We start from the raw sequence: 25079 nt of genomic DNA, 5'->3' as shown, positions 1-25079 counted from the left end.
TCTAGGGTCGTTTTCGGCCCATGAACAAACTCACCAGGAACAGAATAATCCCGACGACAAAGACAATTTTAGCTGCGCCTGCAGCGGTACCGGCCAGACCACCAAACCCAAGTGCGGCGGCGATTAACGCGATAACCAGAAATATGATGCCCCAACGAAACATAAGCGTCTCCTTTACCATAGTTAATGTCACCGCTTGATATGAGCGTGAAAATCACTCAATGCGATATTTTTAGTGTGGTGCACATCGCGCCTCCCGACAAAGTTCGGGAGGACGAATTACGACGAATTACTTAGTTTTCAGATCATTTTTAACGCTTTTCACACCATCTACCGCTTTGGCGATACTTTCAGCACGGTCACTTTGTGCCTGAGAATCTACGGTACCGGAGAGCTGAACCACGCCATCGGTGGTTTCAACTTTCACTTTACGTGAAGGGACGATATCGTCCGCCAGCAGTTTGGCTTTGATTTCACTGGTGGTGGCGGTGTCACCCGCGTAGCCCTTCACCGAGCCTTCTTTAGCGTCGCGAACGTGCAGTTTGTCGCTGACAGAGGTCACGCCTTCAACGCCTTTCGCCACTTTCACTGCCTCTTCGGCCTGGGCCTGACTTTCAACGAAACCGCTCAGGGTCACGACTTTTTGATCGGTTTTGACAGAGATATCGGTGCTCTTGATGTTGTCATGATCCACCAGCGCCGCCTTCACTTTCGCGGTGATGGCGCTGTCATCCATGAAATTACCGACTTTATTCATAGAGCTATCGACTTTTTGCCCTGCGCTTTCATTGGTAGTCTGCGCGTTGTTTTCCGCGTAGGCAGAGCCGGTCGCGACGGCAGAGGTCAACATTACAGCCAGCAGAGTTTTCGAAATCTTCAGTCTTGTCATAGTCATCGATTTATTCCTGTATGTTTGCTCGTAATTTGAGCCTGGCAACACGAGGTTGCATTGCTGAATAGGGAGAGACTTCACCCTCTACAGAAGTCAATGGTCGCCATCACAAAAGCGATGAGTGATGAATAACGACCATTACAGCCTCTGAATCAGTTATTAATATCGGTAGAATGACAATCGACGGCTTTAGATACTGATATCTACGCATTGAACGGTATTTAACGCCGTCAGAAATGTCATTACTTTGTTAAATATAGATCACAATTTTGAAACCGCTCGGGATATCAGCGAAAACATAAGCAAAAGTGAATGTTTTAAGAACATTCCGTAAGCGGCTAATAAGGAAGGGAAATTGACAGGGCGCAGCGGCTACCGCGCCCTGGAGGCAAGAATTAATGCTCGCGGGTCTGGTGGAACTGAACGTCCGGATAACGTTCCTGCGCCAGGCGCAGATTGACCATGCTGGTAGCGATGTAAGCGAGGTTATCGCCGCCATCAAGCGCCAGTTGGCTTTCGTTCTTACGCTTGAACTCTTCGAATTTCTTCGCGTCCGCACATTCTACCCACCGGGCGGTGGCAACGTTGACTGATTCATACACTGCTTCAACGTTGTATTCGCTCTTCAGGCGCGATACCACCACATCAAACTGCAGCACACCAACTGCACCAACGATCAGGTCGTTGTTGGAGATCGGACGGAACACCTGCACCGCGCCCTCTTCGGAAAGCTGTACCAGCCCTTTGAGCAGCTGTTTTTGCTTCAGCGGATCTTTCAGGCGGATACGACGAAACAGTTCTGGTGCGAAGTTCGGAATACCGGTGAACTTCATCATCTCACCCTGGGTAAAGGTGTCGCCGATCTGAATGGTGCCGTGGTTGTGCAGGCCGAGGATATCGCCCGGATACGCTTCTTCAACGTGCGAACGGTCGCCCGCCATAAAGGTCAGCGCGTCGGAGATCACCACATCTTTCGCGGTGCGCACCTGGCGCAGCTTCATGCCTTTTTCATATTTACCGGATACCACGCGCATAAACGCCACGCGGTCGCGGTGTTTCGGGTCCATGTTGGCCTGAATTTTAAATACGAAGCCGGTAAATTTGTCTTCGCTCGCTTCTACGGTACGGGTATCAGTCTGACGCGGCATCGGCGCAGGTGCCCACTCCACCAGGCCATCCAACATATGATCGACGCCGAAGTTACCCAGCGCAGTACCGAAGAATACCGGGGTGATTTCGCCCGCAAGGAATAATTCTTTGTCGAACTCGTTAGACGCGCCTTTCACCAGTTCCAGTTCGTCACGCAGCTGCTGTGCCAGATCTTCACCAACCGCAGCATCGAGATCCGGGTTATTCAGCCCTTTAACAATACGGACTTCCTGAATGGTGTGCCCTTTACCGCTCTGATAGAGATAGGTTTCATCTTTATAAAGGTGGTAAACGCCTTTAAACAGCTTGCCGCAGCCAATTGGCCAGGTGATCGGTGCGCAGCCAATTTTCAGCTCGTTCTCAACTTCATCGAGCAGTTCCATCGGGTCGCGGATATCACGGTCAAGTTTGTTCATAAAGGTGAGGATCGGCGTGTCGCGCAGACGGGTAACTTCCATCAGCTTACGGGTACGATCTTCAACACCTTTTGCGGCGTCGATAACCATCAGGCAGCAGTCCACCGCCGTCAGGGTACGATAGGTATCTTCCGAGAAGTCTTCGTGCCCCGGGGTGTCGAGCAGGTTAACCAGGCAATCGTGATACGGAAACTGCATCACAGACGTAGTAATGGAGATCCCACGCTGCTTTTCCATCTCCATCCAGTCCGACTTAGCGTGCTGGTTGGAACCACGGCCTTTTACTGTACCGGCGGTCTGAATGGCCTGTCCGAACAGCAGCACCTTCTCGGTGATGGTAGTTTTACCGGCGTCCGGGTGAGAAATAATGGCAAAAGTGCGGCGCTTCGCCACCTCTTGCAAATAAGGAGACAACGTCATAATTCTTTCTTCTTGAGTAAGCGGCATCGCGCCGCGCTTGTTGAAAACGAAAAATTGCGGCTATTTTACCCATCAACGGGGGGGAGGCAATCAGTGTTTACACAGGAGCTGCTCCAGTTCGTGCAACGAAGAAACGGTCCAGGTGGGCGCGATGCCTTCTGGTTGCTCGCGATGGTGTGCATTCAGCCAGCAGGTCGCAAGCCCGGCGTTGATGCCACCGAGAATATCGGACTCGGCAGTGTCGCCAACCATCAGCACGCGTGAACGGTCAGGATTGCCCGCCTGTTCCAGCGCATAATCGAAAATTTTCTTATTCGGTTTAGCAACGCCAACTTCTTCGGAAATCACCAGCAAATCGAAGTAATCACGCAGGCCCGTCCGTTCCAGACGCACTTGCTGCAAGGCGCTAAAACCGTTGGTGATGATGCCGATTTTGGCGTTGCCACGAATGGCGTTAAGCAGAGAAACCGCGCCCGGCAGCGGCGTACAGATTTCCGCCATCGCATTAATAAAGGCTTCGTTGAGTTTACCCGGCTCGACGTTCAGCCGTTCGGCCCAGCTCTCAAACCGCCCGTGCTGAAGCTGTAATGAAGTGATCGCGCCGTTTTGATAATCCACCCACAGTGGCTTGTTAACGGCCTGATAGTCCTGAAAATCTTCAGCGGTAAAGGTGACGCTGTAATCAAGAAACATCCGCTGCAGGCCGGTGAATGAGTCAAAGGTAAACAGCGTTTCATCGGCATCAAAGAAAATCCAGTCCCACTTCATTATTCCACCTTGTCTTACATACTGATTGGCAACGCCATGATGATGGCGTCTTCGCGACCGTCCGTGGTGGGGTAGTAATTGCGGCGAATCGTCGCCTCGTTAAAGCCTAAACTTTCGTACAGGGCAATGGCGGCAGCGTTTGAGGCACGGACTTCCAGCCAGAGCGTCGCCACGCCGCGTTTTTCCAGTTCGTCGATCAGATGTTCCAGCAGCGCCCTTCCCAATCCCTGACGCTGATAGTCAGGATCGACCGCAATATTGAACAATGTAGCTTCATCCAGCACCACTTGCGTAATCGCAAACGCCGCCATTTTGCCGTTTTGCGTTAACTGAAAGTTGAGATAACGCTCGCCCTGGTTGCTGGCAAAGGTTTTTTCACTCCACGGAAAGGCGTGGGCGCGTTGTTCAATGTGGTAAGCCGCTGGTAAATCAGTCGTTTCGAGGGAAGAAATCGTGTTCATATGTGCAAATTTGTTGCCATAACGCGGCGCGTGCCGTTGGGTTTGCCCGTAATTCGGTGAGCGCCGGTGATGCCACCTGAGCGCCTTCCAGTGATAGCGGTTCGTCAGTACCCAACCGCCAGCTGTTGCAGCGACTGCCTTGCGGCAGCATCGCGATTTTTTCTGGCGTCAGTTGCAGCACCTGGTCGGGGCTGACGGTTAATGCACGCAGAACATCGCTCACTAAAGGATCAGTCAGGGCGGGAAGATCGTTTGCCACCATCACCAGACGGACGTGTGCCGGGATCGCAATGGCAATCTCCCCCTGCAACGCGCCAGGGCGACGCAGCGACCACTGGGTAATGCCCAGTTGCTGTAACTGCCAGTCTCGTCGGGATGTCATAGCGAATCGCTCCTGTTGTCAGGGGCGCAAATATAGCAAATTCGTCGATACCGCGCCAACATATGGCTATAATCGCCGCCAGTATCAATTGAGGAGCATTCCATGTCTGCATTTACCCCGGCAAGTGAAGTCTTGCTGCGTCACAGTGATGATTTCGAACAAAGCCGTATTCTGTTTGCCGGAGACTTACAGGATGACCTGCCCGCGCGTTTAGATACCGCGGCCAGCCGTGCTCATACCCAGCAATTCCACCACTGGCAGGTGTTAAGCCGCCAGATGGGGGATAACGCCCGTTTTAGTCTGGTCGCCACGGCGGATGACGTCGCAGATTGCGATACGCTGATTTACTACTGGCCGAAGAACAAACCGGAAGCCCAGTTCCAGTTGATGAATTTACTTTCTCTGCTTCCGGTGGGGACGGATATTTTTGTTGTTGGCGAGAACCGCAGCGGCGTGCGCAGCGCCGAGCAGATGCTGGCAGATTATGCGCCGTTGAATAAAGTCGACAGCGCTCGTCGCTGTGGCCTCTATTTTGGTCGTCTGGAAAAACAGCCGGTATTTGATGCCGATAAATTCTGGGGCGAATACAGCGTCGATGGCCTGACGGTCAAAACGCTGCCTGGCGTGTTTAGCCGCGACGGTCTGGATGTCGGTAGCCAGTTGCTGCTCTCGACGTTAACTCCGCACATGAAAGGTAAAGTGCTGGATGTCGGCTGTGGCGCGGGTGTACTTTCAGTTGCCTTTGCGCGCCATTCGCCGAAAATTCGTCTCACCTTGTGCGATGTCTCTGCCCCGGCGGTAGAAGCCAGCCGCGCAACACTTGCGGCCAACGGTGTTGAAGGTGAAGTCTTTGCCAGCAACGTCTTTTCCGAGGTGAAAGGTCGTTTTGATATGATCATCTCCAACCCGCCGTTCCACGATGGGATGCAAACCAGCCTGGATGCGGCGCAAACGCTGATTCGCGGCGCGGTGCGTCATCTTAATAGTGGCGGCGAGCTGCGAATTGTAGCGAACGCCTTCCTGCCTTACCCGGACGTGCTGGATGAGACATTTGGCTTCCATGAAGTTATCGCGCAAACCGGGCGCTTCAAGGTGTATCGCGCCATTATGACCCGCCAGGCGAAGAAAGGTTAATTATCTCGCCGAATACCGTGTCGGATGCGGCGTGAACGCCTTATCCGACCTACAAAACCTGCACGTTAGCCCTTCGTAGGCCAGATAAGACGCGCCAGCGTCGCATCTGGCATCTGCCCCCGCATGCCTACCAAACCTGCACGCTAGTTTCCTGATGGACATTTTTCCAGCAATTACACCTCTGTCGATAATTAACTATTGACGAAAAGCTGAAAACCACTAGAATGCGCCTCCGTGGTAGCAATTCTTTTTAAGAATTGATGGTATGCGAAGGTGGCGGAATTGGTAGACGCGCTAGCTTCAGGTGTTAGTGTCCTTACGGACGTGGGGGTTCAAGTCCCCCCCCTCGCACCAAAAACCACGTTGATATTGCTCGCACTGGGCGAAGGTGGCGGAATTGGTAGACGCGCTAGCTTCAGGTGTTAGTGTTCTTACGGACGTGGGGGTTCAAGTCCCCCCCCTCGCACCAAACGAGGCGATATCAAAAAAGTAAGATGACTGTGCGAAGGTGGCGGAATTGGTAGACGCGCTAGCTTCAGGTGTTAGTGTCCTTACGGACGTGGGGGTTCAAGTCCCCCCCCTCGCACCAATTATCTTTACTTCCTTTCTTGTTTCTTCCTTGATTTTTCATCCCTGATTCAAATTCATTATCATCAGCATGATGCCAGCAATAAGTGCCAGGCACGATGGTAGCAAAATGTAATGCCGCAACTGTTTGTGATACAGCATCATCGGCGTCAATACTAATCCCATCAGAATGACAATCCGCCACTGATCCGGCGATAAATCCGCATACATCAGCCCTGCAATCAGCAATCCCGGCAGCAACACTCCCCAGCCACTGCCCAGCGTACGTTGCAACATGGTTTCATCTCTTTCATTGATAATGATAACCAATATCATATGATAATTTTTATCATTTGCAAGCCAGAGAAATCCCTTGCTATCGGGTAAACCTATCGCTAGGATTAACAATCATTATCATTTAGATTACTATCCCGATTATGGCCTATCGTTCCGCACCGCTCTATGAAGATGTCATCTGGCGAACGCATCTCCAGCCGCAGGATCCCACGCTTGCGCAAGCCGTGCGGGCGACGATCGCAAAACATCGTGAACATTTGCTGGAGTTTATCCGCCTGGATGAACCTGCCCCATTTAACGCCATGACGCTGGCGCAATGGTCATCACCGAATGTGCTAAGTTCTCTGCTGGCGGTCTATTCCGATCATATCTATCGCAACCAACCAACGATGATCCGCGAGAACAAACCGCTGATCTCACTATGGGCACAATGGTATATCGGCCTGATGGTGCCACCATTAATGCTGGCGCTACTGACGCAGGAAAAGGCATTAGATGTGTCGCCGGAACATTTCCACGTTGAGTTTCACGAAACCGGCCGTGCCGCCTGTTTCTGGGTCGATGTGTGTGAAGATAAAAACGCAACACCACATTCGCCGCAGCAGCGAATGGAAACGTTAATCAGCCAGGCGCTGGTTCCGGTTGTGCAGGCACTAGAAGCGACCGGAGAGATCAACGGCAAACTTATCTGGAGTAATACCGGTTATTTGATCAACTGGTATCTCACTGAGATGAAGCAACTGCTCGGCGAGGCGACGGTTGAATCGCTGCGCCATGCCCTCTTTTTTGAGAAAACGCTCACGAACGGTGAAGATAATCCACTCTGGCGTACCGTGGTACTGCGCGACGGCCTGCTGGTGCGCCGCACTTGCTGCCAGCGTTATCGCTTACCGGATGTGCAGCAATGTGGCGATTGTACGCTGAAATGAAAGCACTGCCGGGGAAGTAAACCCGGCATCATGCGGATTAATAGGGATGCAACACATTACTTGCTTCGCAATGCCGCATACATAACAGAATATCTGCGGCCTCCAACAACCCTGCATCAGAACTGACGCCCAGTTTCGACATCACATTAAATTTATGTGCACGGATCGTTTTGATATTGCGTTTAAGCTGCTCGGCAATTTGTGTCATTGAGTAGCCACGCGACATAAAGCGCAATATTTCTCTCTCCGTCGGGCTTAGCGTCCGGCTTTGGTTAATGTACCACTGATTGTTCAGTCGGTCGGTCGCCTGACGTACACCATTTAATGACAAAAAGAGTTCCTGATGAAAAATCTCCAGCGTTGACGCTTTACTTAATACACCGTCCAGCGGTGATGGCGACAATGAACCAATCAGCCGAGCTTCAATATCATCATCCGCAATAACTAAACGCCGGGTACGCGGAAACTTAATCGCCAGTTCAGTCAGGCAAGATAATCCCTCTCTGCGCTCACTTCTCATGGCAGAAAAAGAAAAAATGACCGCCGCAAATGAGATCCGCGACATGGCATCCTGAAATGACTCCTGACTGGTATAGGTATGGAGCTTATAAGGGTTACCCGCAAACTTTCTGAATAAACTCTCAATACCGATACTGCTCATGACGCATTTTTCTATGAGTGCGACATTTCTCTTCTTAATTCGGCTGTGTTCCATTCTGCGGCATCTCCATAAACAGAAGGCAAGTTAAGTTCTCTTGCACCCTGCGCGCTATTTATCCATGCATACATTTCAGCGTTGCTGTGAATTGCCAGTCGACGCATCGCACTGTTTTTTTGGGCGCTGATAGTTTTATTACTTTTCTTAAGCAACGAAGCTATCTGGTTGATGCCCCATCCTTTACCTAATAGCCGCAGTACCTTGCGCTCTGAAAGAGTGAGAATGACGGAGCGATAGCTAAAATCATGAGTTTCATTCATTGCCGGAGAGGTCAGCATGGCGCTGATACGCTCTGCGTGCGTATTGCCGGAACGTACGGTCTTGACCAGATTCTCAATGGGTTCAACATCAGACAATAACGTCGCCGTAGGGCACATGAGCAATTCTACTGCCTGGGAATACCAGGAGCGTGACACCATGAAAACCCAGTGAATTTCCCGATATTGTGAGATTAAAGAATAATAATGTTCACAAACAGAACGTGGATCTTCACTTTCACCGGCTAAATCAGCAATGACTAATCCGGAACGACGTAATTGTAATAAGGTAAGGTCCTCCGCAGAGGCGCTGGATATTATTTCATATTCAGGGAAGTGAGTCCTCATGACCTCTTTTAGCCCTGCTTGCATAACAGGTATTTTACTGATAACAATTCCATTTTTGCAGCATCCTGGCAACATATTTCCTCCACATCCACTGTCTAAAAATTATGATGGTTTATTCAGGATATTCATTCCTTAAATGTTTCCAGCAAATTAATAGATTAAGCGAATAAATTATCCTTAGCATTCACTTTCATATCAGCATACTCCTGCTGCACAACAACTCCACTGCATGTGTCAGAAGGTTAGCATCAAATGATAACCTGGTGAAATAGCCTGGAGACATTTAAAATATCTACATTAAGTTGTTAGGAATACTTAATGAAAAACAGAAATCACATTCATTTAATTTATAATTAAATGATATCCCTTCCCGCAGAATGAAAAATCACACAACCAATATTTATTCAATGAAATCTGATGGTTTTAACTTGTTAACATTAAAAAACGTGCCCGGTTATCTATTATCCTGATTCGTAAAGGCCAAACAATAAATTCATTATGATGATAATATTCATGTGATAGTTTGTTTGCGGCGAGAGATAATTCGCTTTTTATCACCGAGCTTCTCCCGATAACCAGGATTAATCAGCGCAATTTTGATCTTAACCTACCGCAAAACAACCGTGCTTCATGATACAAATGGATTCTCATTATCTGAACAATACGCAGCACGTCTATGACAAAGGGCGAGTTATGCAAACTGAGCAACAGCGAGCCGTAACGCGGCTTTGTATCCAGTGTGGATTATTTCTTCTGCAACATGGTGCGGAAAGCGCGTTGGTTGATGAGCTTTCCTCACGACTGGGTCGGGCGCTGGGAATGGACAGCGTTGAAAGTTCTATCTCTTCGAACGCCATAGTGCTGACAACCATTAAAGATGGGCAATGCCTGACATCGACACGTAAAAATCACGATCGCGGCATTAATATGCATGTGGTGACTGAAGTCCAGCACATTGTGATTCTGGCGGAGCACCATCTGCTGGATTACAAAGGCGTAGAGAAACGATTTAGCCAAATTCAGCCATTACGTTACCCAAGATGGCTGGTAGCCTTAATGGTTGGCCTTTCCTGCGCCTGTTTCTGTAAACTCAATAAAGGTGGCTGGGATGGTGCCGTCATCACCTTCTTTGCCAGTACGGCCGCGATGTATATCCGCCAGCTACTGGCACAACGTCATCTTCATCCACAGATCAACTTTTGCCTCACCGCTTTCGCCGCCACCACTATTTCCGGTTTGCTTTTGCAACTTCCCACCTTCAGCAATACACCCACCATTGCGATGGCCGCCAGCGTTCTGCTGCTGGTGCCGGGATTTCCGTTGATAAATGCCGTCGCCGATATGTTTAAAGGCCACATCAATACCGGACTGGCACGCTGGGCGATCGCCAGTCTGCTGACACTGGCTACCTGCGTCGGCGTGGTGATGGCACTGACGATTTGGGGGCTACGCGGATGGGTGTGATCGAGTTTCTGTTTGCATTGGCGCAGGATATGATCCTCGCCGCCATTCCAGCGGTCGGCTTTGCGATGGTGTTCAACGTTCCCGTTCGGGCATTACGCTGGTGTGCGCTGCTTGGCGCGATTGGTCATGGTTCACGAATGATCTTAATGACCAGCGGGCTGAATATTGAGTGGTCAACCTTTATGGCTTCTATGCTGGTCGGCACCATTGGTATTCAATGGTCGCGCTGGTATCTGGCGCATCCGAAAGTGTTTACCGTGGCGGCCGTTATCCCTATGTTCCCGGGCATATCGGCTTATACCGCAATGATTTCGGCGGTAAAAATCAGCCAGTTAGGTTACAGCGAACCGTTGATGATTACCCTGTTAACCAACTTTCTTACAGCTTCATCGATTGTTGGTGCGTTATCCATCGGTCTTTCCATTCCTGGATTATGGTTGTACCGCAAGCGCCCTCGCGTATAAAATTGCCTCGCTTAAGCACACGGATGAGAGACAGCCTCCTCTCCTCCGTGTGTTACTATAAAAGTTATCTCCCTTCTCGTTCATCGTTCCATATTTGAGAAACAGTATGTCTTCCAGAGTTTTGACCCCGGACGTCGTTGGTATTGACGCCCTGGTACACGATCACCAAACCGTTCTGGCAAAAGCTGAAGGCGGTGTGGTTGCCGTATTTGCTAACAATGCCCCGGCGTTTTATGCCGTCACGCCTGCACGCCTGGCTGAACTGCTGGCGCTGGAAGAAAAGCTGGCGCGTCCGGGAAGCGATGTCGCTCTGGACGATCAACTCTATCAGGAACCGCAAGCCGCTCCCGTTGCTGTCCCCATGGGGAAATTCGCCATGTATCCGGACTGGCAACCCGATGCCGACTTTATCCGCCTGGCGGCGCTATGGGGCGTGGCGCTAAGAGAGCCGGTGACCACCGAAGAACTGGCCTCATTCATTGCCTACTGGCAGGCGGAAGGTAAAGTCTTTCACCATGTGCAGTGGCAACAAAAACTGGCGCGCAGCCTGCAAATCGGTCGTGCCAGCAACGGCGGACTGCCGAAACGAGATGTGAATACGGTCAGCGAACCTGACAGCCAAATTCCACCAGGATTCAGAGGGTAACGATGAAAAACGTTGGCGACCTGATGCAACGCCTGCAAAAAATGATGCCTGCCCATATCAAACCTGCATTCAAAACGGGTGAAGAACTACTGGCCTGGCAGAAAGAACAAGGAGCGATCCGCTCCGCCGCTCTCGAACGTGAAAATCGGGCGATGAAAATGCAGCGCACCTTTAACCGCTCCGGTATTCGTCCACTGCATCAGAACTGCTCCTTTGAGAACTATCGCGTTGAGTGTGAAGGGCAGATGAATGCGTTAAGCAAAGCGCGCCAGTACGTCGAAGAGTTTGACGGCAACATCGCCAGCTTCATCTTTTCTGGTAAGCCAGGAACCGGCAAAAACCATCTGGCGGCGGCAATCTGCAACGAGCTGCTGCTACGCGGTAAATCCGTATTGATCATCACCGTGGCCGATATTATGTCGGCGATGAAAGATACCTTCAGGAATAGCGGTACCAGCGAAGAACAACTGCTTAACGATCTGAGCAACGTTGATCTGCTGGTGATCGATGAGATCGGCGTGCAGACCGAATCGAAATACGAAAAAGTGATCATCAACCAGATCGTCGATCGCCGCTCTTCTTCCAAACGCCCAACCGGGATGCTGACCAACAGTAATATGGAAGAGATGACCAAGTTGCTGGGCGAACGCGTGATGGACCGTATGCGCCTGGGTAACAGTTTGTGGGTGATCTTCAACTGGGATAGCTACCGTAGCCGGGTAACAGGTAAAGAGTATTAATCCCCGTTTCTGGCGGTATACTGCGACACAATTCCACCTTGAGTAATGATGATGAAAACTGTTAAACATCTTCTGTGCTGTGCCATTGCCGCCAGCGCATTAATTTCCACCGGGGTGCATGCTGCGTCCTGGAAAGATGCGCTCTCCAGCGCCACCAGCGAACTTGGCAACCAAAACAGCACGACACAGGAAGGCGGTTGGTCGCTCGCGTCATTAACTAACTTGCTTAGCAGCGGAAACCAGGCCTTAAGCGCAGATAACATGAACAATGCCGCAGGCATTCTGCAATACTGCGCGAAGCAAAAGCTGGCGTCGGTAACCGATGCCGAAAACATCAAGAATCAGGTGCTGGAAAAGCTGGGCCTGAACAGTGAAGAGCAAAAAGAAGACACCAACTATCTGGACGGCATTCAGGGTTTGCTGAAAACCAAAGATGGTCAGCAACTCAATCTGGATAACATCGGAACGACTCCGCTGGCAGAAAAGGTGAAAACCAAAGCCTGCGATCTGGTGTTAAAGCAGGGGCTGAACTTCATTTCCTGAACCGCGAAACGCCGCGTTTTAGCTGTTACCCGGCTGACGCGGCTCTCTCCTGCCCTTTTCCCTGCTCCTGGACGGTTTTCCCCCTGTTACACGGGAAGCGACCGCGATCAAAAAAGTCTGTTTATAAACTAATTCCTAACAACATCGCATTTTTTTGACACTAGAATTGCAGCAATATGGCGACGCCATTACATTGTGCTTCTCAAAAAGCTTAAACGTTGGCTAAACGGCCCGGTTTAGTGAGGATCGCCCGTTGTCAGAACTACTCTCTTTCGCCCTTTTTCTCGCCTCTGTGCTGATTTACGCATGGAAAGCGGGACGTAACACCTGGTGGTTTGCAGCCACATTAACGGTGCTGGGGCTATTTGTCGTTTTAAATATCACCCTGTTTGCCAGCGACTATTTTACTGGCGATGGTATTAACGACGCGGTTCTCTATACCTTAACCAACAGCCTGACCGGTGCTGGCGTCAGCAAATACATCCTGCCGGGTATCGGCATTGTGCTGGGGCTGACAGCGGTGTTCGGTGCGCTGGGCTGGATCCTGCGCCGTCGTCGCCATCATCCGCACCATTTTGGTTACAGCCTGCTGGCGCTCTTACTGGCGCTGGGTTCGGTGGACGCCAGCCCGGCATTTCGTCAGATAACGGAACTGGTGAAATCCCAGTCACGCGATGGCGACCCGGACTTTGCGGCTTATTATAAAGAGCCGTCGAAAACTATCCCTGACCCGAAACTCAACCTGGTTTATATCTACGGCGAAAGTCTCGAGCGGACCTATTTTGATAACGAAGCTTTCCCGGATCTCACGCCTGAACTGGGCGCGTTGAAAAATGAAGGCCTGGATTTCAGCCACACGCAGCAGCTGCCAGGAACGGATTACACGATTGCGGGCATGGTGGCTTCTCAGTGCGGCATACCGCTGTTTGCCCCCTTTGAAGGCAACGCCTCCGCCTCTGTCTCCAGCTTCTTCCCGCAGAACATCTGTCTGGGCGATATCCTGAAAAACTCGGGTTATCAGAACTATTTCGTGCAGGGCGCGAATCTGCGTTTTGCCGGTAAAGATGTGTTCCTGAAGTCGCATGGCTTCGACCACTTATACGGCTCAGAAGAGCTGAAAAGCGTGGTGGCCGACCCGCACTATCGCAACGACTGGGGATTCTACGACGATACCGTTCTCGATGAAGCGTGGAAAAAGTTTGAAGAGCTTTCCCGCTCAGGTCAGCGATTCTCACTGTTTACCCTGACAGTCGATACCCATCACCCGGATGGTTTTATCTCGCGTACCTGTAACCGCAAAAAATATGATTTTGACGGTAAGCCGAACCAGTCATTCAGCGCGGTAAGTTGCAGCCAGGAGAATATCGCGGCGTTTATCAACAAAATCAAAGCGTCACCGTGGTTTAAAGATACCGTCATCGTCGTCTCTTCTGACCATTTAGCGATGAACAACACGGCGTGGAAATACCTTAATAAGCAGGATCGCAATAACCTGTTTTTTGTCATTCGTGGCGACAAGCCGCAGCAAGAGACGCTGGCAGTGAAGCGTAACACGATGGATAACGGCGCGACGGTGCTGGACATTCTCGGTGGCGATAACTATCTCGGACTTGGTCGTAGCAGTTTATCCGGGCAGTCGATGTCGGAAATCTTCCTCAATATCAAAGAGAAAACATTGGCGTGGAAGCCAGATATCATCCGCCTGTGGAAATTCCCTAAAGAGATGAAAGAGTTCACTATCGACCAGCAGAAAAACATGATTGCCTTCTCGGGTAGCCATTTCCGTTTGCCGCTGCTGTTGCGGGTTTCAGACAAGCGCGTAGAACCGCTGCCGGAAAGTGAATACTCAGCACCGCTGCGTTTCCAGCTGGCCGATTTCGCTCCACGCGACAATTTCGTCTGGGTTGACCGTTGCTACAAGATGGCACAACTTTGGGCTCCGGAACTGGCACTCTCCACCGACTGGTGTGTCTCGCAGGGGCAGCTTGGCGGTCAGCAAATTGTCCAGCATGTTGATAAAACAATGTGGAAGGGCAAAACGGCATTTAAAGATACGGTCATCGACATGGCGCGTTACAAAAGCAATGTCGATACGCTGAAAATTGTTGATAACGATATTCGCTACAAAGCCGACAGTTTCATCTTCAACGTCGCCGGTGCGCCAGAAGAGGTGAAACAGTTTAGCGGGATTTCCCGTCCGGAGTCGTGGGGCCGCTGGTCCAACGCTCAGCTGGGCGATGAAGTAAAAATCGAGTACAAGCATCCGCTGCCGAAGAAATTTGACCTGGTGATTACCGCCAAAGCATACGGCAATAACGCCAGCCGTCCTATTCCGGTACGCGTAGGCAATGAAGAACAAACCCTTGTGCTGGGCAATGAAGTGACCACCACCACACTGCATTTCGATAACCCAACCGATGCCGACACACTGGTAATTGTGCCGCCGGAACCTGTCTCAACCAACGAAGGGAATATCCTCGGACACTCGCCGCGTAAGCTCGGGATCGGCATGGTGGAAATTAAAGTGGTGGAACGTGAAGGATAATTCCTGACTGATGTGTAGGTCGCATAAGGTGCGACCTACACACCTTCTGCGGCCTACAAAACATCATTGAGAAACAGAAAAAAACAGCGCCCAACACTTCCCCGGACGCTGCATGGCAACTTTAATAATCTCGCCTTATCAGAAAGTAATTACACCCTTAATCAACTCACGATTGTTAATCACATTGCGCTCGTAGGTTTCTGCCAGCGTGGCGAACGGATAGCGATGGGTTAACATCATGTCGGCAGTGATTTTTCCTTCCGCCATCAGTCGACCGACTTTAGCAAAATCTTCCGGCGTGGCGTTGCGGCTGCCCATCATCGTCGTTTCTTTTTTATGGAATTCCGGATCGGAGAACTGCAACTCACCTTTAAACAGGCCGACAAATACCACCGTGCCGCCGTGACGAATCAGATTTACCGTGTTATTCATCGCATGTTGATTACCTGTCGCGTCGATCACTTTCTGCGCCAGCGAACCACCAAACTGCGCCCGTAGCTGCGCGTCAAAATCTTCGGCTGACGGGTCCAGTACAGGTAATTCCAGACGCGTTGCCACATGTTCACGGCGCGCCGGACTGGTATCCGCCACCACCACCTGTGCGCCATCGGCTTTAGCGATTGCCGCCGCGCCCAGACCGATTGGCCCCGCCCCGACCACCAGCACCTGCTCGCCGGGAGCAATGGCTGCGCGACGCACCGCATGAGCGCTAATAGCGAAAGGTTCAATCAATGCTGCCGCCTGCGGGTCAATACCGTCTGCGGGCAAAATGTTCGCCACCGGCACGCTCAAATACTCACTAAAACCGCCATCCTGATGCACGCCAATGACTGAAATTTTTTCACAGCAATTGGTACGCCCGCTTTTACACGCCGGGCATTGCTGACAGGCAACATAAGGGATCACAGCAACTTGCTGACCATTTTTAAGATCAGCAATATTTTTACCCAGCCCAACAATCTCCCCACATATTTCATGGCCTAAAACACGTGGATAACTAAAAAATGGTTGATTTCCACCCCAGGCATGAATATCGGTACCGCAAATCCCGACAGACTTAATTTTTATTAATGCTTCATTGTCACCCGGAATAGGTATCTCGCGTTGTTTCCAGACTAATTCTTTCGGCTGCTGGCAAATTAAAACATTCATCGTAGACATGATTCGGCTCTCCATTTTTTGTTGCCTTAGATATCAATGAAAATGAAAAATGGCAGCGGAACGGAAAATCTGTTTTGTGAAAACACACGCATAAAAATGTTTTAAATCGGGTTTTAATGGACTCACAAGGAGGAAAATATGAGTCGTTCACAAAATTTACGCCACAATGTGATTAACCAGGTCATTGATGATATGGCGCGGGGTCATATCCCTTCCCCACTTCCATCGCAAAGTGCGCTGGCGGAAATGTACAACATCAGCCGCACCACAGTGCGTCATATTCTCAGCCATTTACGCGAATGCGGCGTCTTGACGCAGGTTGGAAACGACTATGTTATTGCGCGTAAACCTGACCACGATGACGGTTTCGCCTGTACTACCGCTTCAATGAGTGAACAAAACAAAGTGTTTGAGCAGGCTTTTTTCACGATGATAAACCAGCGCCAGTTACGCCCAGGGGAAACTTTTTCTGAACTGCAACTGGCTCGGGCCGCGGGTGTCAGCCCGGTGGTTGTAAGAGAATATCTTTTAAAATTCGGCCGTTATAATCTTATTCAAAGCGAAAAGCGCGGCCAGTGGAGCATGAAGCAATTCGATCAATCCTACGCCGAGCAGCTGTTTGAGCTACGCGAAATGCTCGAAACACATTCACTTCAGCACTTTCTCAACCTGCCTGATCATGATCCCCGCTGGCTGCAGGCGAAAACCATGCTCGAACGTCATCGGCTACTGCGTGACAACATCGGCAATAGCTTTCGCATGTTCTCGCAACTTGACAGAGATTTTCACTCCTTACTGCTTTCAGCTGCCGACAATATCTTTTTTGATCAATCGCTTGAGATCATCTCAGTCATCTTTCATTTTCACTATCAATGGGACGAAAGCGATCTTAAACAGCGCAATATCATTGCCGTCGATGAGCATATGACCATTCTCAGCGCTCTGATTTGCCGCAGTGACCTTGATGCCACCCTTGCGCTCCGTAACCATTTGAATTCAGCTAAACAATCAATGATTCGATCCATTAATGAGAACACGCGTTATGCTCATTAAGTACGGATTAAAAACAGCAAACTATTAGCGGGTGCACGGTTTTATCAAAAGATAAATACCGAGAAATTCCCGCTTACCTATGCTCACAATCAGTCGACTAAAAATTTTTTTGTGAGCGGTAGTAAAGTCCTAAAACTTTAACCTGCCGTTAATGTCAACCTTGCGTAATTCACAATTACGTAAACAATTAAAATTATAAATACAGGAGTCCGGCGTGGAAAAAGAAAATATCACCCTCGATCCGCGTTCTTCATTTACTCCATCTTCGTCGGCAGATATTCCCGTGCCACCAGATGGATTAGTTCAACGCAGTACCCGAATTAAACGCATTCAAACCACCGCCATGTTGTTATTATTTTTTGCGGCGGTAATCAATTATCTCGACCGCAGTTCGCTGTCGGTAGCAAATTTAACGATTCGTGAAGAATTGGGATTAAGTGCCACCGAAATCGGCGCTTTGCTCTCCGTGTTTTCACTCGCTTACGGGATTGCGCAACTTCCTTGCGGCCCACTATTGGATCGTAAAGGCCCACGCCTGATGCTGGGACTGGGGATGTTCTTCTGGTCACTGTTCCAGGCCATGTCTGGCATGGTGCACAGCTTTACGCAGTTCGTGTTGGTGCGTATCGGTATGGGGATTGGTGAAGCGCCGATGAACCCATGCGGTGTAAAAGTCATTAACGACTGGTTCAACATCAAAGAGCGCGGACGCCCGATGGGCTTCTTCAACGCAGCTTCTACCATTGGCGTTGCCGTAAGCCCACCGATTCTGGCGGCGATGATGCTGGTGATGGGCTGGCGCGGGATGTTTATTACCATTGGTGTACTGGGGATTTTTCTCGCCATCGGCTGGTATATGCTCTATCGCAACCGCGAGCACGTAGAACTGACTGCCGTTGAACAAGCTTATCTCAATGCAGGTAGCGTCAATGCCCGCCGAGATCCGCTCAGTTTTGCCGAATGGCGCAGCCTGTTCCGTAACCGCACAATGTGGGGAATGATGCTCGGATTCAGTGGTATCAACTACACTGCGTGGCTGTATCTGGCCTGGCTTCCTGGTTACCTGCAAACAGCCTATAACCTGGATTTAAAAAGCACAGGGTTGATGGCGGCTATCCCTTTCCTGTTTGGGGCTGCCGGGATGCTGGTCAACGGTTACGTTACTGACTGGCTGGTCAAAGGGGGAATGGCTCCGATTAAAAGCCGTAAGATCTGCATTATTGCCGGGATGTTCTGTTCTGCCGCCTTTACGCTGATAGTACCACAAGCGACAACATCCATGATGGCGGTTCTGCTGATTGGCATGGCACTGTTCTGTATTCACTTTGCCGGAACATCCTGCTGGGGCTTGATCCACGTCGCAGTTGCTTCTCGCATGACTGCGTCGGTGGGCAGTATCCAGAACTTTGCCAGCTTCATCTGCGCCTCTTTCGCGCCGATCATTACTGGTTTTATTGTTGATACAACCCACTCATTCCGTCTGGCACTAATCATTTGCGGTTGCGTCACCGCAGCGGGAGCACTGGCGTACATCTTCCTGGTTCGTCAGCCGATCAACGACCCGCGTAAAGATTAAACTCCCTATGCCCGATAACATTTTGCTTATCGGGCATTTTTATGGCGATTAAAACGTTTCCCAGTTCTCCCCGCTATCTGCCACTGCCATTTTACGCGGCGTAGCTGGCGTCACGGTTTTTACCACAGCCGATGTTTCACGCTGATGTTGCTGCTGTTGCTGAATCCGGAACACTGCCACAGCTTCGGTCAGGCGACTGGCCTGCTCTTCCAGCGCGGCAGCGGCGGCGGCAGATTCTTCCACCAGCGCGGCGTTCTGTTGAGTTACCCGGTCCATCTCAGCAACCGCTAAGCCAACCTGATCGATACCACGGCTCTGCTCATCAGAAGCAGAAGCTATTTCGCCCATAATGTCCGTCACGCGGGTCACGGCGCTGACAATCTCCGCCATTGTTTCCCCGGCGCTTTCGACCAGTGTAGAGCCAACATCCACTTTCCCCACCGAGTCTTCAATCAGGCTTTTAATTTCACGAGCCGCCTGGGCGCTACGCTGGGCCAGATTACGCACTTCTCCCGCAACCACCGCAAAACCACGTCCTTGCTCACCCGCACGCGCAGCCTCAACCGCCGCGTTCAAAGCCAGAATATTGGTCTGGAAGGCAATGCCGTCAATTACGCTGATAATATCGGCGATTTTCTGCGAACTAGTGGAGATATCGCGCATAGTCTGCACCACGTTATCCACCACTTTGCCGCCGCGTTGCGCCGTTTCAGAAGCACTTAACGCCAGGTGGCTGGCCTGGCGCGCATTCTCGGCGTTCTGTTTCACCGTTGCGGTCAGTTGCTCCATGCTGGCTGCCGTCTCTTCCAGCGAAGCGGCCTGTTGCTCGGTGCGCGAAGAGAGATCGTTATTACCGGTAGCGATTTCGCTGGCACCGCTATAGATGGCATTGGCCCCGTTGCGCACATCACCGACGGTACGCATCAGTTCTCCCTGCATATGGCGCAAACTCTCTGCCAGTTGCCCCATCTCATTAGAGCCATCCACCTCAATCGGTTTCACCAGATCGCCGCCTGCAATATGACGAATGCTGTCAATCAGGCGATTCATTGGCGCTACCAGCGAGGCTTTAATACCGAACCAGACGGCGAAGATGACCGCCAGTACGACGATCATCACGCCCACCAGAATCCACATCGCCTGGCTGTAGGAGGCATTGTTATCGCTGACGGCGATATCATAGAGCCGATCGTTTTGCTCCATGTAAGCCACATACTGCTTCTCGAAACCGTCTTGATATCCCTGGGTCGGCTGATCAAAGAACTCGTTGATTTTGCCTGCACCTAACAGTTGGATCAGCTCCGCCAGCGCATTGTGATAAATATCGTAATTACGTTTGATCTCTGCCGCTGCGGCGGTGCTCTGACGCGGGTCACGCGGCAACGCTTCGTAATCCGCCCAGTTTTTTTCCGCCTGTTTCAGCGAAATACTGGCACTCTGCATCAGCTCAGCAACGGTTGAACCGCTACCAATATTATTCTGATCCATCATGTAGCGGATACCCGCGCGGTTGAGGGTGTTACGCGTCTGCAACAACGCGACCCAGCTGCCATTCAGCGTGGATTGCTGCTGGCGAATGGTTTGTAAAACAGTGAAATTTTCTTTGTCATTCTTTAAGGCATTAAAGAACAGACCGCCTGATGTCAGTTGTAAAAGGCCAAAAACGGCCAAAACCAGCAGTAAGCTGGTCACGATCTTGATACGTTTTAACATGGTTTCTCTTTCCTGTGGACCGATGCAAGATTTTCGGCCTGGAATGAGAAAACTTTATAGGTAGCGACTTGAAACTGGTTAATTTTACCTCACTTTTTTAATTTTTGTTCAAAAATACAATAACCACTTATTGATACATTTTCTGTTCTTATTTTTTTCACACGAATTGTATCTATTTTGAACGAAATATTTTATAGAGTGTGGAATTTTAAGAAAGGACATCTGAAATGTTAAACCGTGACTTCGATCATCTCTCAACGCTATTACATCTCTTTTTTGAACGTGAGGATATTTGCCAAAAGCTTAATATTATTGACCAAAACAATATCACCGGTTGGGAAGTGTGGTTCCAGGTAGAGTTTGCTAATATGCTCTGCTCAACAGACCATGAATGGTGGCGTGAACAAGCACTTTCCTGTGATATGCGCAAAAAACCTGAGCGCCCGACACTACGCACAGATTTCTTACTACGTAAAAAAGGCTGGGCACAAGATAGCTATATCGCGCTTGAAATAAAACAAAACAGAGACGCGACCAGTTGTGTTAAAAATATGATCGCAGACTTAGAAAAAAGCGCAAAAATAAAACGTTCCGAACTCGATTTACGCAGTTTCTGGACCTTGGGTATCACCCCTATGATAGACAGGGAAAGGCTGGACTCTCTCATCGATTGCTATTTAGATGAGAAATTTTATCTTACTAAATCTCGTAAAAAACACGTTTTACTTAAAGAAATAAATAACACACCATATTGCTATATTGTTATTTAATATTTATAGCATGAATATAATTTTTAAATGAGTTACACAACCGAGGGCTAAAAATCGCTTCGGTTGTGATCATCATCACATAAATAACCTTCATAAACCTTGCTCAAAACCGCTCAACCGCAAAACTGACCGCTTACGTCCCTAAAATAACCACTCAGTTATTTACCTTACTTTACGCGCGCGTAACTCTGGCAGCATCACTGCAGGATAGCGGTCAATTTACCTCCTCAAACGCAACGCAAACCTAGAACGGCTTCGGCCAACTATTAATCAATACATGCCAGGTTTTACTATGGATACGAAAAAACTATTCAAGCACATACCCTGGGTGATTCTCGGAATCATCGGTGCATTCTGCCTCGCGGTAGTTGCATTACGTCGGGGGGAGCACGTCAGTGCCCTGTGGATCGTGGTCGCCTCTGTGTCGGTGTATCTGGTGGCGTATCGCTACTACAGTCTGTACATCGCCCAGAAGGTGATGAAACTCGACCCTACGCGCGCGACGCCTGCGGTTATTAACAACGACGGTCTGAACTACGTTCCGACCAACCGTTACGTGTTGTTTGGTCACCACTTCGCCGCTATCGCCGGTGCCGGTCCGCTGGTCGGTCCGGTTCTCGCCGCACAGATGGGCTACCTGCCTGGCACGCTGTGGCTGCTGGCGGGGGTAGTACTGGCCGGTGCGGTTCAGGACTTTATGGTGCTGTTTATCTCCTCTCGCCGTAACGGCGCATCTCTCGGTGAGATGATCAAAGAAGAGATGGGACCAGTACCGGGGACTATCGCGCTGTTTGGCTGTTTCTTAATCATGATCATCATCCTCGCCGTTCTGGCGCTGATTGTGGTTAAAGCCCTGGCCGAAAGTCCGTGGGGTGTCTTCACCGTTTGCTCAACCGTACCGATTGCGCTGTTTATGGGTATCTACATGCGCTTTATCCGTCCGGGGCGTGTGGGTGAAGTCTCTGTCATTGGTATCGTGCTGCTGGTTGCCTCTATCTACTTCGGTGGCGTGATTGCTCACGATCCGTACTGGGGTCCGGCACTGACCTTTAAAGACACCACCATTACCTTCGCGCTGATTGGCTATGCGTTTGTTTCCGCGCTGCTGCCGGTGTGGCTGATCCTCGCACCACGCGACTATCTGGCAACCTTCCTGAAAATCGGCGTTATCGTCGGCCTGGCGCTGGGTATCGTGGTGCTGAACCCGGAACTGAAAATGCCTGCGATGACCCAGTACATTGACGGTACTGGCCCGCTGTGGAAAGGCGCTCTGTTCCCATTCCTGTTCATCACCATCGCCTGTGGTGCGGTATCTGGCTTCCACGCGCTGATCTCTTCCGGTACGACGCCGAAACTGCTGGCTAATGAAACCGACGCGCGTTTCATTGGCTACGGCGCAATGCTGATGGAGTCCTTCGTGGCGATTATGGCGCTGGTTGCTGCGTCCATCATCGAACCGGGTCTTTACTTCGCGATGAATACCCCGCCTGCTGGCCTTGGCATCACCATGCCTAACCTGCATGAAATGGGTGGCGAGAACGCGCCGATCATCATGGCGCAGCTGAAAGACGTTACCGCACACGCGGCGGCAACCGTCAGCTCCTGGGGCTTCGTGATTTCGCCAGAGCAGATCCTGCAAACCGCGAAAGACATTGGTGAGCCTTCTGTCCTGAACCGTGCAGGTGGTGCGCCGACGCTGGCGGTAGGTATCGCTCACGTGTTCCACAAAGTGCTGCCGATGGCTGACATGGGCTTCTGGTATCACTTCGGTATTCTGTTCGAAGCCCTGTTCATCCTGACCGCGCTGGATGCGGGTACCCGTTCTGGCCGCTTTATGCTGCAAGACCTGCTGGGTAACTTCATCCCGTTCCTGAAAAAAACCGACTCTCTGGTTGCCGGTATCATCGGTACTGCGGGCTGTGTGGGTCTGTGGGGCTACCTGCTGTATCAGGGCGTGGTCGATCCGCTGGGCGGCGTTAAGAGCCTGTGGCCGCTGTTCGGTATCTCCAACCAGATGCTGGCAGCCGTGGCGCTGGTACTGGGTACCGTTGTGCTGATTAAGATGAAGCGCACCCAATACATCTGGGTAACTGTTGTTCCGGCTGTATGGCTGCTTATCTGCACCACCTGGGCACTGGGTCTGAAACTGTTCAGCACCAACCCGCAGATGGAAGGCTTCTTCTACATGGCAAGCCAGTACAAAGAGAAGATTGCTAACGGTACTGACCTGACGGCGCAGCAGATTGCCAACATGAACCACATCGTTGTGAACAACTACACCAACGCAGGTCTGAGTATTCTGTTCCTGATTGTGGTGTACAGCATCATCTTCTACGGTTTCAAAACGTGGCTTGCGGTGCGTAACAGCGACAAACGTACTGACAAAGAAACACCGTACGTTCCAATCCCGGAAGGCGGCGTGAAGATCTCTTCGCACCACTAACCGTGTTTAGCCCCGCTTCGGCGGGGCTTTGTTCTTATCAGAGTGAACTATGTTTGGTAACTTAGGACAGGCAAAAAAATATCTCGGCCAGGCGGCGAAGATGGTGATTGGCATTCCAGACTACGACAACTACGTCGAGCATATGAAGACCAACCATCCCGACAAGCCGTACATGAGCTATGAAGAATTCTTCCGCGAACGCCAGAACGCGCGCTACGGCGGCGATGGTAAAGGCGGTATGCGCTGTTGTTAATGGAGAGAGCATGAACCCGATTGCAGTGACCCTACTCACCGGTTTTTTAGGCGCGGGCAAAACCACCCTGCTGCGCCATATTCTTAACGAACAACACGGCTACAAGATTGCCGTGATTGAAAACGAATTCGGCGAAGTCTCCGTTGATGATCAACTGATTGGCGACCGCGCCACGCAGATCAAAACGCTGACCAACGGCTGCATCTGCTGTTCGCGCTCCAACGAGCTGGAAGACGCACTACTCGACCTGCTGGATAATCTCGACAAGGGCAATATTCAGTTCGACCGTCTGGTGATTGAATGCACCGGCATGGCCGATCCCGGGCCGATTATTCAGACCTTTTTCTCCCATGAGATTTTATGCCAGCGTTACCTGCTGGACGGCGTGATTGCGCTGGTGGATGCGGTACATGCCGATGAGCAGATGAACCAGTTCACCATCGCCCAGTCCCAGGTTGGCTACGCCGACCGTATTCTGCTGACCAAAACCGACGTCGCAGGCGAAGCAGAAAAACTGCGCGAACGCCTGGCGCGCATCAACGCCCGTGCACCGGTCTACACAGTTACCCACGGCGACATCGACCTGGGCCTGCTGTTCAACACCAACGGTTTTATGCTGGAAGAGAACGTCGTCAGCACCAAACCGCGTTTCCACTTTATCGCGGATAAACAAAACGATATTTCGTCGATTGTGGTGGAACTGGATTACCCGGTAGATATCAGCGAAGTTTCCCGGGTGATGGAAAACCTGCTGCTGGAATCGGCGGATAAACTACTGCGTTACAAAGGGATGCTATGGATTGACGGCGAACCTAACCGCCTGCTGTTCCAGGGCGTCCAGCGCCTCTACAGCGCCGACTGGGACCGCCCGTGGGGCGATGAAAAACCGCATAGCACGATGGTGTTTATCGGGATTCAGTTGCCGGAGGAAGAGATTCGGGCGGCGTTTGCGGGGTTGAGGAAGTAATTA

General features: G+C 50.8%; 25 protein-coding genes and 3 tRNA genes. 17 read left to right on the top strand and 11 right to left on the bottom strand.

Features of this window, described 5'->3' with window-relative positions:
• Position 1 precedes the first annotated feature (1 nt).
• From HUZ68_RS02755 to holD, 6 genes are all read right to left on the bottom strand, one after another.
• Complete coding sequence (locus HUZ68_RS02755) at positions 2-163, bottom strand: DUF1328 domain-containing protein (RefSeq protein WP_000490275.1); 162 nt, start codon at positions 161-163, stop codon at positions 2-4.
• A gap of 126 nt (positions 164-289) precedes the next feature.
• Entirely contained in the window at positions 290-895 is a 606-nt protein-coding gene (gene osmY, locus HUZ68_RS02750; RefSeq protein WP_001295410.1) for a molecular chaperone OsmY, read from the bottom strand.
• Between the two features lie 392 nt (positions 896-1287).
• Positions 1288-2877, bottom strand: a complete 1590-nt coding sequence (gene prfC, locus HUZ68_RS02745; RefSeq protein WP_000175943.1) for a peptide chain release factor 3 — start codon at positions 2875-2877, stop codon at positions 1288-1290.
• Between the two features lie 90 nt (positions 2878-2967).
• Positions 2968-3645, bottom strand: a complete 678-nt coding sequence (yjjG, locus tag HUZ68_RS02740) for a pyrimidine 5'-nucleotidase (protein WP_000870710.1) — start codon at positions 3643-3645, stop codon at positions 2968-2970.
• A 14-nt stretch (positions 3646-3659) separates the two neighbouring features.
• Positions 3660-4106: a ribosomal protein S18-alanine N-acetyltransferase gene (gene rimI / locus HUZ68_RS02735; protein ID WP_001092461.1), complete on the bottom strand. Its 447-nt coding sequence runs from the start codon at positions 4104-4106 to the stop codon at positions 3660-3662.
• On the bottom strand, positions 4075-4488 hold the full coding sequence (gene holD / locus HUZ68_RS02730) for a DNA polymerase III subunit psi (protein ID WP_000204018.1): 414 nt from the start codon (positions 4486-4488) through the stop codon (positions 4075-4077). Before holD ends, rimI begins: the two co-directional genes overlap by 32 nt.
• A 102-nt stretch (positions 4489-4590) precedes the next feature.
• On the opposite strand from holD, the gene rsmC reads away from it, so the two are divergent.
• From rsmC to HUZ68_RS02710, 4 genes are all read left to right on the top strand, one after another.
• Positions 4591-5622: a 16S rRNA (guanine(1207)-N(2))-methyltransferase RsmC gene (rsmC, locus tag HUZ68_RS02725; protein WP_033814742.1), complete on the top strand. Its 1032-nt coding sequence runs from the start codon at positions 4591-4593 to the stop codon at positions 5620-5622.
• A gap of 267 nt (positions 5623-5889) precedes the next feature.
• A tRNA-Leu gene (locus HUZ68_RS02720) sits at positions 5890-5976 on the top strand.
• 28 nt (positions 5977-6004) lie between these two features.
• A tRNA-Leu gene (locus tag HUZ68_RS02715) sits at positions 6005-6091 on the top strand.
• Positions 6092-6124: 33 nt separating this feature from the next.
• Positions 6125-6211, top strand: a tRNA-Leu gene (locus tag HUZ68_RS02710).
• A gap of 38 nt (positions 6212-6249) precedes the next feature.
• Here the strand turns inward: HUZ68_RS02710 and HUZ68_RS02705 are convergent.
• A complete protein-coding gene (locus HUZ68_RS02705) occupies positions 6250-6486 on the bottom strand; it encodes a DUF1435 domain-containing protein (protein ID WP_021557506.1) in 237 nt (78 codons plus the stop codon).
• A 140-nt stretch (positions 6487-6626) separates the two neighbouring features.
• Between HUZ68_RS02705 and fhuF the strand changes: the two genes are divergently transcribed.
• Positions 6627-7415, top strand: coding sequence for a siderophore-iron reductase FhuF (gene fhuF / locus HUZ68_RS02700; protein WP_239594025.1), 789 nt, complete (start codon positions 6627-6629; stop codon positions 7413-7415).
• 37 nt (positions 7416-7452) lie between these two features.
• Here the strand turns inward: fhuF and bglJ are convergent, their stop codons facing one another.
• Both bglJ and HUZ68_RS02690 read right to left on the bottom strand, forming a co-directional pair.
• Positions 7453-8130, bottom strand: a complete 678-nt coding sequence (gene bglJ, locus HUZ68_RS02695) for a DNA-binding transcriptional activator BglJ (RefSeq protein WP_001300509.1) — start codon at positions 8128-8130, stop codon at positions 7453-7455.
• Positions 8088-8813, bottom strand: a complete 726-nt coding sequence (locus HUZ68_RS02690) for a helix-turn-helix domain-containing protein (protein ID WP_000936630.1) — start codon at positions 8811-8813, stop codon at positions 8088-8090. The genes bglJ and HUZ68_RS02690 overlap by 43 nt, the downstream gene beginning before the upstream one ends.
• A gap of 618 nt (positions 8814-9431) precedes the next feature.
• Between HUZ68_RS02690 and HUZ68_RS02685 the strand changes: the two genes are divergently transcribed.
• The 6 genes from HUZ68_RS02685 to opgB all read left to right on the top strand — a co-directional run bounded on the left by HUZ68_RS02685 (position 9432) and on the right by opgB (position 15140).
• A complete protein-coding gene (locus HUZ68_RS02685) occupies positions 9432-10202 on the top strand; it encodes a threonine/serine exporter family protein (RefSeq protein WP_001340933.1) in 771 nt (256 codons plus the stop codon).
• Positions 10193-10666, top strand: a complete 474-nt coding sequence (locus tag HUZ68_RS02680; protein ID WP_000538176.1) for a threonine/serine exporter — start codon at positions 10193-10195, stop codon at positions 10664-10666. The genes HUZ68_RS02685 and HUZ68_RS02680 overlap by 10 nt, the downstream gene beginning before the upstream one ends.
• Positions 10667-10772: 106 nt before the next feature.
• A complete protein-coding gene (gene dnaT / locus HUZ68_RS02675) occupies positions 10773-11312 on the top strand; it encodes a primosomal protein DnaT (protein WP_000098818.1) in 540 nt (179 codons plus the stop codon).
• Between the two features lie 2 nt (positions 11313-11314).
• Positions 11315-12052, top strand: a complete 738-nt coding sequence (gene dnaC, locus HUZ68_RS02670) for a replicative helicase loader DnaC (protein WP_000799911.1) — start codon at positions 11315-11317, stop codon at positions 12050-12052.
• A gap of 48 nt (positions 12053-12100) precedes the next feature.
• A complete protein-coding gene (gene yjjA / locus HUZ68_RS02665; protein ID WP_021533162.1) occupies positions 12101-12595 on the top strand; it encodes a DUF2501 domain-containing protein YjjA in 495 nt (164 codons plus the stop codon).
• 253 nt (positions 12596-12848) lie between these two features.
• A complete protein-coding gene (gene opgB, locus HUZ68_RS02660) occupies positions 12849-15140 on the top strand; it encodes a phosphatidylglycerol--membrane-oligosaccharide glycerophosphotransferase (RefSeq protein WP_001292657.1) in 2292 nt (763 codons plus the stop codon).
• A gap of 138 nt (positions 15141-15278) precedes the next feature.
• On the opposite strand, the gene lgoD is transcribed toward opgB, so the two are convergent.
• Positions 15279-16301, bottom strand: a complete 1023-nt coding sequence (gene lgoD / locus HUZ68_RS02655; RefSeq protein WP_000106035.1) for an L-galactonate oxidoreductase — start codon at positions 16299-16301, stop codon at positions 15279-15281.
• Positions 16302-16439: 138 nt separating this feature from the next.
• Here lgoD and HUZ68_RS02650 point away from each other — a divergent pair, with 138 nt between their 5' ends.
• On the top strand, positions 16440-17354 hold the full coding sequence (locus tag HUZ68_RS02650) for a GntR family transcriptional regulator (RefSeq protein ID WP_000091572.1): 915 nt from the start codon (positions 16440-16442) through the stop codon (positions 17352-17354).
• A 214-nt stretch (positions 17355-17568) separates the two neighbouring features.
• Entirely contained in the window at positions 17569-18930 is a 1362-nt protein-coding gene (locus tag HUZ68_RS02645; protein ID WP_000410140.1) for an MFS transporter, read from the top strand.
• 48 nt (positions 18931-18978) lie between these two features.
• Here HUZ68_RS02645 and tsr read toward each other — a convergent pair whose 3' ends face one another.
• The gene (gene tsr / locus HUZ68_RS02640) at positions 18979-20643 is read right to left on the bottom strand and encodes a methyl-accepting chemotaxis protein (protein ID WP_054494984.1); all 1665 of its coding nucleotides are present in this window, start codon (positions 20641-20643) and stop codon (positions 18979-18981) included.
• Between the two features lie 227 nt (positions 20644-20870).
• Here tsr and HUZ68_RS02635 point away from each other — a divergent pair, with 227 nt between their 5' ends.
• From HUZ68_RS02635 to yjiA, 4 genes are all read left to right on the top strand, one after another.
• Complete coding sequence (locus tag HUZ68_RS02635) at positions 20871-21413, top strand: hypothetical protein (RefSeq protein WP_000934391.1); 543 nt, start codon at positions 20871-20873, stop codon at positions 21411-21413.
• A 292-nt stretch (positions 21414-21705) separates the two neighbouring features.
• The gene (gene btsT / locus HUZ68_RS02630; RefSeq protein WP_001298933.1) at positions 21706-23856 is read left to right on the top strand and encodes a pyruvate/proton symporter BtsT; all 2151 of its coding nucleotides are present in this window, start codon (positions 21706-21708) and stop codon (positions 23854-23856) included.
• A 49-nt stretch (positions 23857-23905) separates the two neighbouring features.
• Positions 23906-24109: a YbdD/YjiX family protein gene (locus HUZ68_RS02625; protein ID WP_239594024.1), complete on the top strand. Its 204-nt coding sequence runs from the start codon at positions 23906-23908 to the stop codon at positions 24107-24109.
• Between the two features lie 10 nt (positions 24110-24119).
• Positions 24120-25076: a GTPase gene (gene yjiA, locus HUZ68_RS02620; RefSeq protein ID WP_001297640.1), complete on the top strand. Its 957-nt coding sequence runs from the start codon at positions 24120-24122 to the stop codon at positions 25074-25076.
• Positions 25077-25079 lie beyond the last annotated feature (3 nt).

Origin of the sequence: Shigella dysenteriae, from assembly GCF_022354085.1 — a bacterium.
GTDB lineage: Bacteria > Pseudomonadota > Gammaproteobacteria > Enterobacterales > Enterobacteriaceae > Escherichia > Escherichia coli.
This window is presented reverse-complemented; position numbering and strand designations above follow the sequence as displayed.

Excerpts from the sequence above, each read along its gene's own strand:
- HUZ68_RS02755 (WP_000490275.1), bottom strand. The coding sequence starts at position 163 with ATGTTTCGTTGGGGCATCATATTTCTGGTTATCGCGTTAATCGCCGCC.
- osmY (WP_001295410.1), bottom strand. The coding sequence starts at position 895 with ATGACTATGACAAGACTGAAGATTTCGAAAACTCTGCTGGCTGTAATG.
- prfC (WP_000175943.1), bottom strand. The coding sequence starts at position 2,877 with ATGACGTTGTCTCCTTATTTGCAAGAGGTGGCGAAGCGCCGCACTTTT.
- yjjG (WP_000870710.1), bottom strand. The coding sequence starts at position 3,645 with ATGAAGTGGGACTGGATTTTCTTTGATGCCGATGAAACGCTGTTTACC.
- rimI (WP_001092461.1), bottom strand. The coding sequence starts at position 4,106 with ATGAACACGATTTCTTCCCTCGAAACGACTGATTTACCAGCGGCTTAC.
- holD (WP_000204018.1), bottom strand. The coding sequence starts at position 4,488 with ATGACATCCCGACGAGACTGGCAGTTACAGCAACTGGGCATTACCCAG.
- rsmC (WP_033814742.1), top strand. The coding sequence starts at position 4,591 with ATGTCTGCATTTACCCCGGCAAGTGAAGTCTTGCTGCGTCACAGTGAT.
- HUZ68_RS02705 (WP_021557506.1), bottom strand. The coding sequence starts at position 6,486 with ATGTTGCAACGTACGCTGGGCAGTGGCTGGGGAGTGTTGCTGCCGGGA.
- fhuF (WP_239594025.1), top strand. The coding sequence starts at position 6,627 with ATGGCCTATCGTTCCGCACCGCTCTATGAAGATGTCATCTGGCGAACG.
- bglJ (WP_001300509.1), bottom strand. The coding sequence starts at position 8,130 with ATGGAACACAGCCGAATTAAGAAGAGAAATGTCGCACTCATAGAAAAA.
- HUZ68_RS02690 (WP_000936630.1), bottom strand. The coding sequence starts at position 8,813 with ATGTTGCCAGGATGCTGCAAAAATGGAATTGTTATCAGTAAAATACCT.
- HUZ68_RS02685 (WP_001340933.1), top strand. The coding sequence starts at position 9,432 with ATGCAAACTGAGCAACAGCGAGCCGTAACGCGGCTTTGTATCCAGTGT.
- HUZ68_RS02680 (WP_000538176.1), top strand. The coding sequence starts at position 10,193 with ATGGGTGTGATCGAGTTTCTGTTTGCATTGGCGCAGGATATGATCCTC.
- dnaT (WP_000098818.1), top strand. The coding sequence starts at position 10,773 with ATGTCTTCCAGAGTTTTGACCCCGGACGTCGTTGGTATTGACGCCCTG.
- dnaC (WP_000799911.1), top strand. The coding sequence starts at position 11,315 with ATGAAAAACGTTGGCGACCTGATGCAACGCCTGCAAAAAATGATGCCT.
- yjjA (WP_021533162.1), top strand. The coding sequence starts at position 12,101 with ATGATGAAAACTGTTAAACATCTTCTGTGCTGTGCCATTGCCGCCAGC.
- lgoD (WP_000106035.1), bottom strand. The coding sequence starts at position 16,301 with ATGTCTACGATGAATGTTTTAATTTGCCAGCAGCCGAAAGAATTAGTC.
- HUZ68_RS02650 (WP_000091572.1), top strand. The coding sequence starts at position 16,440 with ATGAGTCGTTCACAAAATTTACGCCACAATGTGATTAACCAGGTCATT.
- tsr (WP_054494984.1), bottom strand. The coding sequence starts at position 20,643 with ATGTTAAAACGTATCAAGATCGTGACCAGCTTACTGCTGGTTTTGGCC.
- HUZ68_RS02635 (WP_000934391.1), top strand. The coding sequence starts at position 20,871 with ATGTTAAACCGTGACTTCGATCATCTCTCAACGCTATTACATCTCTTT.
- btsT (WP_001298933.1), top strand. The coding sequence starts at position 21,706 with ATGGATACGAAAAAACTATTCAAGCACATACCCTGGGTGATTCTCGGA.
- HUZ68_RS02625 (WP_239594024.1), top strand. The coding sequence starts at position 23,906 with ATGTTTGGTAACTTAGGACAGGCAAAAAAATATCTCGGCCAGGCGGCG.
- yjiA (WP_001297640.1), top strand. The coding sequence starts at position 24,120 with ATGAACCCGATTGCAGTGACCCTACTCACCGGTTTTTTAGGCGCGGGC.